The sequence below is a fragment of the Streptomyces atroolivaceus genome, assembly GCF_000717025.1.
Lineage (GTDB): Bacteria > Actinomycetota > Actinomycetes > Streptomycetales > Streptomycetaceae > Streptomyces > Streptomyces atroolivaceus.
On record NZ_JNXG01000003.1, the window covers coordinates 359726 to 374531 of the forward strand.

11 protein-coding genes are annotated in these 14806 nt (G+C 73.3%); 6 read left to right on the top strand and 5 right to left on the bottom strand.

Annotated features, from left to right (window positions below):
- Nucleotides 1-341: 341 nt before the first annotated feature.
- The 4 genes from OO67_RS10735 to OO67_RS10750 all read right to left on the bottom strand — a co-directional run bounded on the left by OO67_RS10735 (nucleotide 342) and on the right by OO67_RS10750 (nucleotide 8045).
- Complete coding sequence (locus OO67_RS10735) at nucleotides 342-3257, bottom strand: helix-turn-helix transcriptional regulator (protein ID WP_033299220.1); 2916 nt, start codon at nucleotides 3255-3257, stop codon at nucleotides 342-344.
- Between the two features lie 79 nt (nucleotides 3258-3336).
- Complete coding sequence (locus tag OO67_RS10740) at nucleotides 3337-3531, bottom strand: hypothetical protein (protein ID WP_033299223.1); 195 nt, start codon at nucleotides 3529-3531, stop codon at nucleotides 3337-3339.
- 11 nt (nucleotides 3532-3542) lie between these two features.
- A complete protein-coding gene (locus tag OO67_RS10745) occupies nucleotides 3543-6671 on the bottom strand; it encodes a type 2 lanthipeptide synthetase LanM family protein (RefSeq protein ID WP_033299485.1) in 3129 nt (1042 codons plus the stop codon).
- A 309-nt stretch (nucleotides 6672-6980) separates the two neighbouring features.
- On the bottom strand, nucleotides 6981-8045 hold the full coding sequence (locus tag OO67_RS10750) for a LacI family DNA-binding transcriptional regulator (protein WP_033299224.1): 1065 nt from the start codon (nucleotides 8043-8045) through the stop codon (nucleotides 6981-6983).
- Nucleotides 8046-8153: 108 nt separating this feature from the next.
- On the opposite strand from OO67_RS10750, the gene OO67_RS10755 reads away from it, so the two are divergent.
- From OO67_RS10755 to OO67_RS10770, 4 genes are all read left to right on the top strand, one after another.
- Nucleotides 8154-9305, top strand: coding sequence for a Gfo/Idh/MocA family protein (locus tag OO67_RS10755; protein WP_033299226.1), 1152 nt, complete (start codon nucleotides 8154-8156; stop codon nucleotides 9303-9305).
- On the top strand, nucleotides 9302-10444 hold the full coding sequence (locus OO67_RS10760) for a dihydrodipicolinate synthase family protein (RefSeq protein ID WP_033299228.1): 1143 nt from the start codon (nucleotides 9302-9304) through the stop codon (nucleotides 10442-10444). The genes OO67_RS10755 and OO67_RS10760 overlap by 4 nt, the downstream gene beginning before the upstream one ends.
- Nucleotides 10441-11274: a sugar phosphate isomerase/epimerase family protein gene (locus OO67_RS10765; RefSeq protein WP_033299229.1), complete on the top strand. Its 834-nt coding sequence runs from the start codon at nucleotides 10441-10443 to the stop codon at nucleotides 11272-11274. Before OO67_RS10760 ends, OO67_RS10765 begins: the two co-directional genes overlap by 4 nt.
- 248 nt (nucleotides 11275-11522) lie before the next feature.
- Nucleotides 11523-12071 carry a hypothetical protein gene (locus tag OO67_RS10770; RefSeq protein WP_244300123.1) on the top strand — a complete coding sequence of 183 codons (549 nt, stop codon included), beginning with the start codon at nucleotides 11523-11525 and terminating at the stop codon, nucleotides 12069-12071.
- 63 nt (nucleotides 12072-12134) lie between these two features.
- On the opposite strand, the gene OO67_RS10775 is transcribed toward OO67_RS10770, so the two are convergent.
- Nucleotides 12135-12521 (bottom strand): winged helix-turn-helix transcriptional regulator, encoded by a 387-nt coding sequence (locus tag OO67_RS10775; RefSeq protein WP_033299232.1) that lies wholly within the window; start codon nucleotides 12519-12521, stop codon nucleotides 12135-12137.
- A gap of 123 nt (nucleotides 12522-12644) precedes the next feature.
- On the opposite strand from OO67_RS10775, the gene OO67_RS10780 reads away from it, so the two are divergent.
- On the top strand, nucleotides 12645-13052 hold the full coding sequence (locus OO67_RS10780; RefSeq protein WP_033299233.1) for a RidA family protein: 408 nt from the start codon (nucleotides 12645-12647) through the stop codon (nucleotides 13050-13052).
- Nucleotides 13053-13365: 313 nt separating this feature from the next.
- Nucleotides 13366-14784, top strand: coding sequence for a hydrogenase expression protein HypA (locus tag OO67_RS10785; protein WP_051709271.1), 1419 nt, complete (start codon nucleotides 13366-13368; stop codon nucleotides 14782-14784).
- The last annotated feature ends 22 nt before the right edge of the window (nucleotides 14785-14806 follow it).

Consider the following 14806-nt stretch of genomic DNA (forward strand, 5'->3'; position numbering starts at 1 on the left):
CCTGTCGCGACGCGGAACGGGACACATCGGTGTGCACCCCGCATCTTCCGGGCCGCGCACCCGGCCCCCGCCGCCCGAGGCCCCCATGTTGCGGGGCCGTTCCCCCACCCTGCCGGCCGGCTCCCCGTACCCGGGAGCCCCTGACCGCGGCCGGGCTGCCGCCCCTGCCCGGAGACCGGTGACCGCATCAGGGGTGCCCTGCGCCCGAAAGGGCTCCGGCGGCGTCCGCCTGCCGTGTGCCCGGTAGGGGTGGCCCGCCCCCGCGCGACCGGGGCGGGGAGCCCCTGCGCTCAGGACGGCGGGGAGCCCCTGCGCTCAGGACGGCGGGGAAGCCCTTGCGCTCAGGACTGGTCGACCACGCACTCCGCGGCGAACTCGCACAGGGCCGTGCGGTTGGCCCGTCCCGTCTTGCTCAGCAGACTGGCCAGGTGCTTCTCCACCGTCCGGGGCGAGATGGACAGCCGCTGGGCGATCTGCTGGTTGCCCGGCCGCTCCGCCAGCAGCACGAACACCTCGTACTCGCGCGGAGTCACCCCGCTCGTCCGCAGCGGTGGCGGGATCCGTTCCCGGCCACCGCGGTGCTGGGTCACGCTCACCCCGGCCTGCCGCAGAGCCGCCCGGCATGCCGACGCCGCCGACTGCACCCCCGCCCCGTGGAAGTACTCCTCCGCCGTGCGCAGCCACAGGACCGGCTCGCCCCACCCGTCGGCGAGCGCGGGGTCCGCGACGAGCCGCAGACCGAGATGGCGGGCCACCGGAAAGGCCGCGGACCGGGCGTGGAAGGCGGTCATCCGCCGTGCGGCGCCGGCCGGGTCGCCCTCCCGGCCGAGCAGCACCGCCTCCGCCAGCTCGAGGAACTGGCGGTTCCAGGCCAGGGCGGCACCGGGCGCAGCGGCCACCTCCTCGTACTCCCCGCGCGCCGACTCACCCGCCAGCACCCGCAGGAGCGGGCGCAGTCCGTACCGGCCGCTCAGGTAGTAGTAGCTCGGGTGGTCGCGCTCCCACGCGAGGGCGGCGTCCAGCTCGGCCAGGGCCCGGGGGCGGTCCTCCTCCAGCAGCGCCCCGATCGCCCCGCAGAAGCCCAGGCGCAGGGGCACCAGCGCGGAACGGTCGCCGCCCGCCCTGCGGAACGCCGTCAGGGACCGCTCCGTCTCCCGACGGCGGCCACGGTGGGCCGCGGCCGCCGCTCCGGCCAGCAGCAGGTACCGGTGGGCGCCGTGGTTGCCGATCCTGGCGCTCGCCTCCACCGACCGCCCGGTGATCTCCTCCGCCTCGTCCCACCGGGCGCACATCACCGCGTTCATCGCGAGCAGTCCGTCGACCGTCTGCGCCAGCAGCAGCGAACCCAGCTCGGCCGCCGCCGCCCGCGCCGAGTGGAGACGGGCCGCGTCACCGGTCCGCATGAAGCTGTTCACCCCCAGGCGGACGAGCGCCTCCACCCGCCACAGCGGCAGGGAGTGCTCGGTGGACAGGGTCAGCATCCGCTCCAGGCACGCGTCGGCGGCGTCGAAACCCCTCTCCCTGGAGAGCAGCGCCAGCAACTGCCAGGCCTGGCAGGCCACCACGGGGAGTCCCTCCGCCTCGGCGGTCTCCGCGGCCGTGCGGGCGGCCCGCTCGGCCGCCTCCGCGTCCCGCCGGTCCTCGCCCGGGAGCAGCGAGAGGTGACCGTCGACGACCGAGAGTGACGCGAGGCGCGCCGGGGACGGCGATGGTCCGAACAGGGCTCGTGCCGCGTCGATCTGACGGGCCGTGTCGGAGGCCCGCTCCGCCATGACGGCCACCCAGGCGATCTTGATGTGGGCGTCCCCCCGCCGGGCTGCCGCATCGGAGCGCGCGGGGACCGGGGGCAGCGCGTCGGCCAGCGCCAGGGCACCGTCCAGGTCGCCGCCTTCGGCCCTGGCCACCGCCAGGGACTCGGTGACGGCGCCCAGGTCGCCCTCCGCCGCCAGGGAGCGGGAACGTTCCAGCAGCACCACGGCGGAACCGTGCGCACCCGACGCGAGCATCCGGCGCCCCGCCTCGGCGAACTGGAGGGCCGCACCGGCGCGGTTGCCCGCCGCGAGCTCCAGCGAGGCCACCAGCTGCCGCCGGTCCTCGTCGAGCGGCTCCCCCGAGTGCTCGACGGCCGCGGCGGCACGCCGGGCGAGTGCGGCGCGCTCGGCCGGGGCGAGGGAGGAGACCAGCGCCTCCGCGGTCAGGGTGTGCCGGAAGGTGTAGCGGTCGGGGGCCGCTCCGTCGGGGGCGATCACGCCCGTCTCCACGGCGGATCTCAGATGGGTGAACAGGGCGCGGTCCTCCAGCCCGGTGACGGTCTGGAGGACCGACACGGAGAACTGGCTGCCCAGGGTGGCCGCCGTCAGCAGAAGGTCCCGGACCGGCTCGTCCATCCGGTCGAGCCGGTGGGACCAGCTCCGGAGGATGCGCGACGGCAGGGTGCCGTCCGGCTGGTCCGCCACTTCCCAGCCGTCCCCCGCGCGCCGCAGCCTGCCCGTGTCGAGCAGGTCGTCGAGCAGCACCTCGACCAGGTAGGGGTTGCCTGCCGCCCGTTCCACCAGACGCTGCTGGACCGCCTCGGGGATACGCTCGGGCGGTGTCTCCAGGCAGGCCCCGGTCAGGGTGCGCACCTGTGCCTCGGCCAGCCCCCGTAACTCCAGCACCGCCGCGGTGTGACGCTGCTCGGCGGAGCGTACGAGGTCCAGCGCGGTCCCCGGCTCGGGGCGCAGGGTGCCCAGCAGCAGGACCGGGAGGTTCGCCAGGTTGTCGATGACGTACTCGACGACCGCGACGGTCTCCGTGTCGCAGTCGTGCAGATCCTCCAGCAGCATCACGCAGCCGGTCTCCCGGCCCAGGACCGACAGCAGCCGCAGCAGGGCCTCGGCCAGCTCGACGACGGTCTCCGTGTAGCCGGCGGACGCCCCGCTCCGCCACTCCGGCACGAGCCTGGCCAACGCCGGGTGGTACGGCGCCAGTTCCGGGTCGGTCGGCGTGCCCGCGGCCCGGAAGTGCGACGAGAGGGCCTCCACCAGGGGACGGAGGGGTACCACCAGGCCGGTGGACCCCGCCCGGCCGCGCAGCACCGGCATGCCCAGCCCGTAGGCCCGGTAGGCGCACTCACCCACCAGCCGGGACTTGCCGATCCCCGCTTCACCGACGAGGAACAGCGCGCGCCCCGAACGCCGTCGTGCGGCGTCCAGGGCGCTGCTCAGTAAACCGATCTCCTCGTCACGTCCGACGACGACCGGCGAATTCGCACGCATGGCCGCAGGCTACTGGAGCCGTACAGAGTACGGCAGTAGGCATATTCCCGCGCATCACGGTGCGACCCGGGGGAAAGGGCTACATCGGGACCGTGAAGGTGGTCCACGGGAGGTCAGGGCCGGAGGGGTCCCCGTCCGTGGCGCTCAGAAGCCGGCTGCGCAGACCGAGCCCGCCGCGGTTGCCGAGCGATATCTTGCCGGCGGGGTGCTCCAGGACTCCCTCGTGCGCCGCGGTGACGTCCGCGTATCCGGCCGAATCGCTGATCTGCGTCATCTCTGCCTCATCTACTGGTCGTTGGTCGACAACGTCATGGGTGCGGAGGACCGGTCGGCCCCCGTGGAGTGGCGCATGAGCAGTACCGGGCCGATACGGTCGGGGAACCCCGCCCGCAGCAACCCGTGTCCGATCCCCGAAAGCCCTGTGAGCAGCCCCGGGTGAGGTGTGTGTCCGGGCGTCCCGCAGTGCGCCTGCGCCCGGTCGGCGGCGGCCAGCAAGGTGCCGGTACGGCGCAGCCAGTGGGGCCGCAGCAGGGGCAGGGCGGCGTGGCCGAGCAGTTCCAGCACGCCCAGCTCGCCGTGGCAGAGGCTGTCGTCCCCGGGCGGGGCGGACCGGGCCACGTCATCGGCCCGTACCGCCAGCCAGTCGCCCAGCTCCGGATCGGCCAGGGCCTCGGGGCTGTCGGCGACCGCCAGTGCGACCCCCGCCGTCCCCTCGCACCAGGCCTGACCGCCGCCGGCGTCGCGCGCCGCGCTCCGCAGGGCGTGCAGCCCGGCGCTCAGGTGGCGCGGGCCGCCGCCGGCCCCGGCGAACCGCAGCAGTGCCCAGCCGATGCCGGCTGCCCCGTCCGCGAACCCCCCGGGCGCGGGGGGCGGAGCCGCCGCGAGCCGTTCGGCGCAGCGCTCCGCGCCACGCCACGCCTCGGCCCGGCCGGTGGCCCGGTGCACGGCGAGCAGCGACACCAGGCCGCCGGCCGCACCGCCGCGCACCCCGAGCCCCTCCTCCGCGGAACTCGCCGCACAGGCCAGCCGGGTGGCGGGGCCTGCCCAGTCCAGGACACTGCTGTCGTCCAGCAGCGTCCCGATCTCGGCCAGGGCGTACGCGATCCCGCCGAGGCCGGAGAACGCGCCGGAACCGAGCAGCCCGAGGTCGTCTCCGCGCTGGTGCAACGCGTCCAACAGGCCCGGTACGGGCGCCAGCGCGGCCCGGGCCGCGTCGGCGTACCGGGGCGCCCCGGTCAGGGACGCCAGCTGTGCCAGGAACAGCGCGGGCCCGGTGTAGCCGCCCGCGAGGTCGGCCGCCAGCGGCGTGAGGCGCCAGTAGCGTTCGCCGAGCAGCTCCAGGCCGATCCAGTTGGTCCGGCTGCCGCTGTGGTAGGCGAGCGAGACGAGCTGGTCGCCCACCGAGCGCGCGGCGGAGAGCAGGTGTTCGGGCTCCGGTGCGGTCGCCTCGGTCCGCGGCCTGCCGTCCCCGACGGCCCGGTGCGGGGGCTCGGTGGAGGTGCTCACCATGGCGGTGCGGATGACCCGCTCCTGGTCCTGCCGGTCCACCGTGTCCAGGGCGCGGATCTTGGCCTCCACCCGCGCCAGGCCGGTGGGCCCGGCGGGCCCGGGCATCGGCCGCCCGGTGCCGCCCCACACCTCGGTGACGTCCGGGCGGGTGGTGAACACCGGTACGTCGCCCTGCCACAGCTCCGCGATCTCCTCGTCCTCCAGGCCGGGCAGCGCGGGTGTGCCCAGGGCCCCGGTGCGCAGCAGCGCGAACACCTGCTGGCGCTCGGCGGCGTCCCGCATCAGATCGGGGTGGGTCGACTCGTGCAGCATCGTGGCGTACGTCCAGGTCGGCCTGGGGACGAAGCGGATCTCGTCGTCGGCGAAGAGGCGCAACAGCCCCTTCGGGCCGAGCAGTTCGTCGCGCGACTCGCTGACCGTCGTGTACGCGCTGCGGAAACCGTCGCACAGCGCGTCGGTGAACCGGAACGGGTCGGCCGGCGCCCCGTCGAGGGTGGGGCGGTTGGCCGATTCGGTGAACCGCCCGGTGGTGCGCACCAGGTGCATGGTGTCGGTGCCCGCCGCCGCCCAGGAGGCGGTCTCCAGCGGGGAGGAGGCGGCCTGTCCGCCGCCGACGGCGGACATGTCGAGCGCGGTGGCGTCCCCGACCAGCAACTGCGGGAGCAGCCCCACACGGTGGACGGAGGCGTGCAGGGCACGGGCCGCCGGGTCGGTGGGCGGGGTCTGGGTCAGGGGCGGGTGGAACAGCGTCTCCACGTCCACCAGGACCGGATGCGGCCCGCAGGCGATGAGGTTCTCGTGGTGCAGGTCCGTGCCGTCCAGGACGTGCAGCAGTGCGAGCAGCGCGCCCAGCCGCCGGTAGAAGAGCGTGGTCTCGGCCGTCGAGCGGCAGGGCGCTTCCTCGACGAACTCGGCCCAGCCGTACGCACCGCGGTCGAGGACCCGGGGCGCCCGCAGATCCGGCGTTCCGGTGTGGGAGTTGAACCACTCCACCAGCGTGTCGAAGTGCCGGTGGGCGGCCGGCGGGCGCGGCTTGTAGACCAGCCGGGCTCCGTCGGCGAACCGCAGCAGCATCACCGACCGGCCCCCGCGATGGCTGTCGCCCGTGCCGGCGTCGACCCCGGTCAGGGTGTGCGGCCCGTAGGCGGTGGACCGTCCCGTGCCCCGGTCTCCGAGTACCGCGGAGGAGCCCAGGAGCTCCCCGTCGGCCGCGAGCCTGCCGAGCATCTCGGCGAACGCGTCGGCCGCGTTCATGGCGCCCTGCGCGAGGATCCGGGCGAGGACGGGATACCCGGTGACCAGGTTCGCGAGGCCGGCCCGGCCGGAGGTCAGCCGCAGGAAGTCGCGGAAGCGCTCACGCGGCCCCGCACCGCTCAGCCTGCCGCCGGTCCGGGCCCCGTGCAGCTCCGATACGAGGGTCCTCGCGGCCAGCAGGGCCAGACGCCGCGCGACGTGGTGCCGGAAACCGTCCAGCACGCCGGCGGGGCAAGGGGCCGTCCGCCGTCGTGCGGCTCCCCTGTCCGCCGTGCCCGTCATCCGGCCGGCGGCCGTGTCCGTCGCCCGGTCCGCGGCCTGGGACGCGACCGTGTCCGTCATCCGGTCCGCGGCCCGGGACGCGAACGGCGCGACGACCAGGGCGAAGCCGGTCAGGTCCGGGTACGCCCGGTCCGCGATCCGTGCCTCCCGAGGCGCCAGGGCCACTGCTTCCCGGACGAACCGGGCCCAGTCGGGCTCGGCGGCCGGACGCGGTCCGACGGTGCCGGGGACCCACCAGGGGTCACCGTGCTCCGTGGGGGCGAAGAACGGGGCCAGGTCCGGCGCCGGGGCGTGTCCGGAGCCGTCGGCGGTCACCGGTACGCGTGGTGCGGACGCCCTGTCCGTTCCGCCGATCGCTTCCTTCTCCACCACCGCGTTCACCTCCCCGGTCGAGGGAGGCCCCAGCGGTTCTCCCGATGACCATCCTGGAGGGCTGCCGGGACGGGCACATGGGGGAGTGGCCCCCATCTTTCCGTCCGCGGCGCCCCGAGCCGTACGGGCGGTACCGGTTCGGCGCGCCGGCGCGTAGGTGCCTCCGTCCGGGCGGTCGGGTCTCAGGGGCGTCCGCGGCCAGGAGTTCAGGGGGCGGGCGGTCAGGGGCGTCCGCGGTCATGGGTTCAGGGGGCGGGGTCAGGGGCGTCCGCGGTCAGAGGCGTCCGCGTTCAGGGGTGTCCGCGGTCAGCGGGCGGGTGCCGCCGTCGATCCCCGCTCCATCAGCTCCGCGGCGATGGTCGCCATGCCTCCCGGAGGAGGCGTCTCCTTGCCCATGGCCAGCCGTCCGGCCCGCGCACCCGCCTCGAACAGCGGCAGTCGTACGGTCGTCAGGGCGGGAACGGCGTCCACCGAGAACGGCAGGTCGTCGAAGCCGGCCACCGAGATGTCCTGGGGGATGCGCAGCCCGCGGTCCCGCACCGCCGCGCAGGCACCCAGGGCCACGGTGTCGTTGGCGGCCACCACGGCCGTCACCTCGGGTTCGCGGCGCAGGAGTTCGAGGGTGGCGTCGTAGCCGGAGCTCCGGTCGTACGGGCCGTGCACGGTGACGCTCTCCTCGTCCCCGTAGAGCCCCGCCGCCTTCATGGCCTCGCGGTGGCCCTCCAGCCGGTGGCGGGTCGTGGTGCGTTCCAGCGGCCCGGCGACGTAGCCGATCCGGCGGTGTCCCAGGGCGATCAGGTGCTCGGTGAGACGCCTGGCGCCGCCCCGGTTGTCGAAGGCCAGCGCGGCGACCACCGCGTCGGTGTCCGGCAACGGGGGGCGTCCGCAGAAGACGATGCGGGTGCCGGCGTCCGCGAGCCTGGCCAGTTTGACGGCCATGGCGGCCTGGTGGGCCGGGTCCTCCAGCGCGCCGCCGGTGAGGACGACGGCCGCGGCGCGCTGGCGCTGCAGCAGGGTGAGGTAGGTGAGTTCGCGCTCGGGGGAGCCGCCGGTGTTGCAGACGACGGCGAGCTTCTCGCCGCCCCCGCGCCCCGATCCGTCACCCGGGCCGCCGATCTCGCTCTGCGCGGCCCCGGCCATGATGCCGAAGAACGGGTCGGCGATGTCGTTGACCAGGATGCCCACCAGATCGGACGTGGCGGCGGCGAGTGAGCTGGCCGGGCCGTTCAGCACGTAGTCCAGTTCGTCCACCGCGCGCAGGACCCGCTCCCGCGTGGACGAGGCCACCGGGTAGTTGCCGTTCAGGACACGGGACACGGTGGCCGGGGACACCCGGGCGCGGGCCGCGACGTCCGCCAGGGTGACTGTCATCGCTCTCCTCCGAGGAGTTGTGGAGCGCCCCCCTTGTCCGGGCCGCTGTCGGCAGGCTAGCGTCATACCGCATAGAAAGCGCTTGCTACGGCTGTATGGAGGAACTTCGTGACACGCAGGACAGTGCGCATCGCCATGAACGGCGTCACGGGACGCATGGGATACCGGCAGCACCTGGTGCGCTCGATCCTCGCGATCCGCGAGCAGGGCGGCCTCGATCTCGGTGACGGCGAGGTGCTGTGGCCGGAACCCGTCCTCGTCGGCCGCCGCGCCCACGCGCTGGAGGCGCTCGCCGAGCAGCACGGCCTCACCGAGTGGTCGACCGACCTGGACGCGGTGCTCGCCGACGAATCGATCGACATCTACTTCGACGCCCAGGTCACCTCGGCCCGCGTCGAGGCGATCAAGAAGGCGATCGCCGCGGGCAAGCACATCTACACCGAGAAGCCCACCGCCACCGACGTCGAGGGCGCACTCGACCTGGCCCGCCTCGCCCGCGACGCCGGCATCAAGCACGGCGTCGTCCAGGACAAGATCTTCCTCCCGGGCCTGCTCAAGCTGAAGCGCCTCATCGACGGCGGCTTCTTCGGCGAGATCCTCTCCGTGCGCGGCGAGTTCGGCTACTGGGTCTTCGAGGGCGACTGGCAGGACGCCCAGCGTCCCTCCTGGAACTACCGCGCGGAGGACGGCGGAGGCATCGTCGTCGACATGTTCCCGCACTGGGAGTACGTCCTGCACGAGCTGTTCGGCCAGGTCACGAGCGTCTCCGCGCACGTGCAGACGCACATCCCGCAGCGCTGGGACGAGCAGGGCAAGCCCTACGCCGCCACCGCCGACGACGCCGCGTACGGAACCTTCCAGCTGGCGGGCGGAGCCGTCGCCCAGATCAACTCCTCCTGGGCGGTCCGCGTCAACCGCGACGAGCTCGTCGAGTTCCAGGTCGACGGGACCCACGGTTCCGCCGTCGCGGGCCTCCGCAACTGCCGTGTCCAGCACCGCTCGGCCACTCCCAAGCCGGTCTGGAACCCGGACCTCCCGGTCACCGAGCCGTTCCGCGACCAGTGGCAGGAAGTGCCCGACAACGCCGAGTTCGACAACGGCTTCAAGGCCCAGTGGGAGCTCTTCCTGCGCCACATCGTCCTCGACGAGCCCTACACCTGGGACCTCATGGCCGGAGCCCGGGGCGTCCAGCTCGCCGAGCTCGGCCTCAAGTCCTCCGCCGAGGGCCGCCGCTTCGACGTCCCGGAGCTGAGCCTGTGACCATCCACCTGCCGCAGGGCCCGTACGAACCCAGGGCCACCCCGCTCGACCTCGCGCCGTCCGGGGCGCCGCTCGCCTCCCGTACGGTCTTCTCCGCCGCGCACGTCGTCGCGGACCCGTACGCCGACATCAGCCCCGACGACCCCGTCGCCGTCGACTGGGACGCCACCCTCGCCTTCCGCCGCCACCTCTGGTCCCACGGCCTGGGCGTCGCCGAGGCCATGGACACCGCCCAGCGGGGCATGGGCCTGGACTGGGCCGGCGCGGCGGAGCTGATCCGCCGCTCGGCCGCCGAGGCGAAGTCCGTCGGCGGCAGGATCGCCTGCGGTGTGGGCACCGACCAGCTCACGGGGCCCGCGACCCTGCCCGAGGTGCGTGCCGCGTACGAGGAGCAGCTCGCCCTGGTCGAGGCCTCCGGGGCCCAGGCCATCCTGATGGCCTCCCGCGCGCTGGCCGCCGCCGCGAAGGGCCCCGAGGACTACCTGGAGACCTACGCGCACCTGCTGCGCCAGGCCACGGAACCGGTCGTCCTGCACTGGCTCGGCCCCATGTTCGACCCGGCACTGGAGGGTTACTGGGGCAGCTCGGACCTCGACGCCGCCACGGACACCTTCCTGAAGGTCATCGGCGAGCACCCGGACAAGGTCGACGGCATCAAGATCTCGCTCCTGGACGCCGAGCGTGAGATCGACGTACGGCGCCGGCTTCCGAGCGGGGTGCGCTGCTACACCGGCGACGACTTCAACTACCCCGAGCTGATCGCGGGCGACGACCGGGGCTTCAGTCACGCCCTGCTCGGTATCTTCGACCCGCTCGGCCCGCTGGCCGCCCACGCGGTGCGGGTCCTGGACACCGGGGACGTCGACGGCTTCCGTGCCCTCCTGGACCCGACGGTGGAGCTCTCCCGCCATCTGTTCAAGGCCCCGACCCGCTTCTACAAGACGGGCGTCGTCCTCCTCGCCTGGCTGGCGGGCCACCAGGACCACTTCACGATGGTCGGAGGCCTGCAGTCCGCCCGCTCGCTGCCGCACCTGGCGAAGGCGTACGAACTGGCCGACCGTCTCGGCCTGTTCCCGGACCCCGAGCTGGCCGAGGCGCGCATGCGCGCGCTGCTGACCGTCCAAGGAGGAAGCCGATGAGCACCGAGCTGTCCCGCCTGTCCATCAACCAGGAGACGGTCCGGCAGCTGTCCCTGCCGGAGCTCGTCGAAGGCTGCGCCAAGGCCGGCATCGGCCAGGTCGGCCTGTGGCGCGCTCCTGTGCAGGAGTACGGCGTCGAGCGCGCCGGGCAGCTGATGAAGGACGCGGGCCTCACCGTCACCAGCCTCTGCCGCGGCGGCTTCCTCACCGCGACCGACCCCGCCGAGCGCGCCCGCGCGCTGGACGACAACCGTGCGGCGGTCGACGAGGCCGCGGGCGTGAACACCGACACCCTGGTCCTGGTCTCCGGCGGACTCCCCGAAGGGGAGAAGGACCTGTACGCCGCCCGGGAGCGCATCGCCGACGCACTGGGCGAGTTGGCTCCGTACGCGTACGAGAGGGGCATCCGTCTCGCGATCGAGCCGCTGCACCCGATGTTCGCCTCGGACCGCTGCGTGGTCTCCACCCTCTCCCAGGCCCTGGACCTCGCGGAGCGCTTCCCGGCCGAGCAGGTCGGTGTGGTCGTCGACGCCTACCACATCTGGTGGGACGACCAGGTGCCCGCGCAGATCGCGCGGGCGGGCGCGGGCGGGCGGATCCACTCCTTCCAGCTGGCCGACTGGATCACTCCGCTCCCGGCGGGCGTCCTGGTGGGCCGTGGCCAACTGGGCGACGGCTGCGTGGACTTCCGTACGATGCGCCGGCAGGTCGAGGCGACGGGCTTCGACGGGCCGATCGAGGTCGAGATCTTCAACGAGGAGCTCTGGGCCCGTGACGGCGCCGAAGTGATCGGCGAGGTCGCCGCCCGGTACCTGGAACATGCCTGCTGAGAGCGGTTCGAACGACCGGAGGTAAAGAGATCGCAAAGGCGTGCAACCTTTGCGTACCCTCCCCGGTCGTACTCAGCGTCGGGACTTCCGGGGAGGGGTCCGGGGGGATCGGGAAGCCCGACGGAGGGGGATAGCGAGGGGGGTCCGGCCTGTGGGCCGGGCCCCATTCCGCTTTCCTGGTACGTCCGCGGTGCGGCGGAGCCCGGCGCGGGTCTGGCAGGATCACCGGCATGCCGAAGCATCCGTCAATGACCTACAGGCGCGTCGGCGCGCTCCTCCACGAGACCGGCATGGTGTCCGAGGAGAAGATGCGCAGCGTCCTCGATCGCGCCGCCGTCTACGCGGACGACGAACTGGACCAGTACGCGGCGGCCCAGGCGCTGGAGAGCTTCGGCGTGGCGGTCTCGGTCCACGCCGACGACATCGACTCCATCCATGACGGTTACGCGAGCCTTCTGGCGGACGCCGCCGAGGCCGCCGGCGGCAGAGTCGCCATTTCCGGGGTCCGGGTCGTCGAGGGCGAAGGCGGATTCGAGGGCGGCCGCTTCGACACCCTCGAGTTCGAGAGGGACGGCGAGCCGGTGTCCCTCTCGGCCGAGCACTTCGCAGTGGACTACTACGACCACGAGGCGGCCTGCCGGGCCATCGCCGTAACCGCACACGGCGACGACCCGCGCTCATGGCGGAACGTCGGCTTCGCGCGCGAGCCGGGCGCCGGCTACGACAGCATCATGGTCCTCGCCACACCCGGGCAGAGGGAAGCGCTCCACCGGCACCTCGGTCTGACGTTTCCCTGAGCGGCGGGTGACCGGGTTCCGGGGCGGGCGGTCCGCGGAACCTCCCTGCACTCGTCCGTGACCTCAGTCGCCGTCGAAGCCGCTCCTGGCCGCCTCGATGTGGCCGATGTGCCGGTGGGTCCAGTCGCACATCACGTCGACCGTCTTCCGCAGCCCCTGACCCGGTCCGGTCAGGGTGTACTCGACCTTCGGCGGGACCGTGGGGTACACGGTGCGCTCGACCAGGCCGTTGCGCTCCAGCATGCGCAGGTTCTGGGTGAGCATCTTGTGGCTGATCCCCTCCACCGCGCTCCGCAGCTCGCTGAAGCGCAGGGTGCCGTCGCCCAGGGCCTCGATGATCAGGAGCGCCCACTTGTTGGCGACGTCCGAGAAGATCTCCCGCGCCAGCGAATCCGCACGCCTGAGGTCGGCCTGTTCCTCGGGCGAGCCGCTGAGCTGCTTGGTCACCATGAGGTTCCCCTGTCACTAAAAAGTGCGTTCTTCCATGTCAGCCGCCACTCTCCTACAGTTCCTGAGTAACCACAAGAGAGCACGTGCGGCCCGTCAGGGCTTCGCGGCAAGGAGGAGAACAGCATGGCCGTCACCATGACCAACCCCACGGGACTCCCGGAGATCGATGTCTACCGGCAGGTCTCGGTCTCGACCGGTTCGAAGCTGGTCTACGTCGCCGGACAGGTCGCCTGGGACGCCGACGGCGTCACGGTCGGCGAAGGCGACCTCGCGGCCCAGGTCGAGCAGTGCTACGTGAACGTCGGCACCGCGCTGAAGAGTGTCGGAGCCTCCTTCGACGACGTGGCGAAGCTGAACGTCCACGTCGTCGACTGGACCCCCGACAAGATGCCCCTGCTCCTGGAGGGAATCTCCCGGGGGGCCGCACGGCTGGGGACCACCTCGGCACCGCCGGCCACGATGCTGGGCGTGGCCGCCCTGGACATCCCGGAGCACCTGGTCGAGATCGAGGTCACGGCGGTCATCGACTGAGGCGGCCGGGTCCGTCCCCGACCGGGTCCGTCCCCCGCCGGGGACGAGGGGGGCTCCACCGACTCCGGTCAGCCGGCGTGCCGGGCCGGCCGGCCACCGGTGGCAGGCTCGGCCGGCCGACCATGGCCGACGGAGTTCCCGTACCGTCGTCCCGGGCCCGGACCGTTCATGCGTGGCAGCCCTCACTGCCTGCCAATATGCTTGCTCAGCCGGGGACTTCGCTCACCTGTCTGCCGGGGGAGACTGAGGTCCGGTCGTCCGTGGGTGCGGAGTGCGGCACGACGCCGGACCCACATATGAGTAAGGAAATTGCATGGCACGTGAGCATGATCCTTCCAGACGCATACCGCCGAGTTCGGGCACGTCCTCCGGTGCGTCCGGTGCGTCCGGGAGCCCGCCGGATCCGGCCCGCCGGGCGGTGCCGAGGGAAGGGGCGGCCGGGGACCCCGGTGACGCCCTGAGGCCGGGCGGCACGGCCGGCCGCAAGGACACGTCGTCCACGGCGGCCGACCCGGACGCCGGCGCACAGGGCATGACGAGCGGGGGCCCCGAGACCGGGGGCCCCGAGAGCGGGGCTCTCGAGGGTGCGGACGCCCGGACGCGGACCGCGAAGCGGGCGGGTGCCGCCGGAGCCGCCGCCACGGCTTCCGGCACCGGTGGCACGCGGGGCACCGGTGTCCCGGAGCCGTCGGCGGCAGAGGCGCCAGAACCGGCACCGGCCAACTCCGAGGAGACCAAGCCGGCTTCGGCTCCGGCGGCGTCCGCCTCCGACCCGGCCGCGGCGCCCGCGGCCACCGGTACCGTCGACGGGTCCCCGGACACCGCAGTCGCGGCGGCGGCGGTCAGCGGCAGCGCGGGCGCGGGTACGCGCACGGAAACCGAGCCGCTCGGCAGCCGGCCGAAGAAATCGATACTGGCGGCGGCGGCGATCATCGGCGCGATCCTGGTCTCCGTACCGTTCCTCGTGGCGGGCCAGGACGATCCCGAGCCCGAGAAGGACCGCACCCAGAACGTGGCAGGCACGGTCGTGGGCACCGAACGCTCCGAGCACCCGGAGACCTACACCAGCAAGTCGCCGAGCCCCTCCGTGACTCCGAGCAAGGAGAAGGAGAAGGAGAAGGAGCAGGTGGAGGTGAAGGTGAAGGAGAAGCCGTCCGAGTCACCGGTCACCAAACCGGCGGTCGTACCGCCGCCGGTCACGCCTGAGCGGAAGCCCCCTGCCACCGTGACGGCGAAGGCGCCGTCGAACACGGCTGCCGGCGCGCTGAGCAGCCTCGCCGAGGCCGACCCCGAGGGGCGGCACATCTGTTACCGGGCCTTCGTGTCCGGGAGCGGCTGGCAGGCTCCGGTGTGCGACGGGACGATGGCCGGGACGGCGGGCCAGGGCAAGCGGATCACGGCCCTCAACATCGCGGTGTGGAACGTCGGCGGGTCCTCCGCCAACGCCCTGCTGCACGACCAGGGTTCGACGAGCGGCAACGCCAAGTGGGCCCCGAGCTGGACGGCGCTCGTCGCAGACGGCAAGAACAACTACATAGGCAGTTCGAAGCAGGGCGCCCCGTACATGACGGGCTTCGCCATGAACGTCGGCAAGGGCAGCGTCTGCCACTCGGCCAGGTTGCGCGGCGGCGGCTGGGGCCCGCAGTACTGCAAGAACAGCCGGCCCGAGTACATGTTCGTCGGCACCACCGACAACAAGAGCTGGTTCGAGGCTGTGAAGCTCACGGTGTGACCGCTGGGCTTCGGCCCGCGAG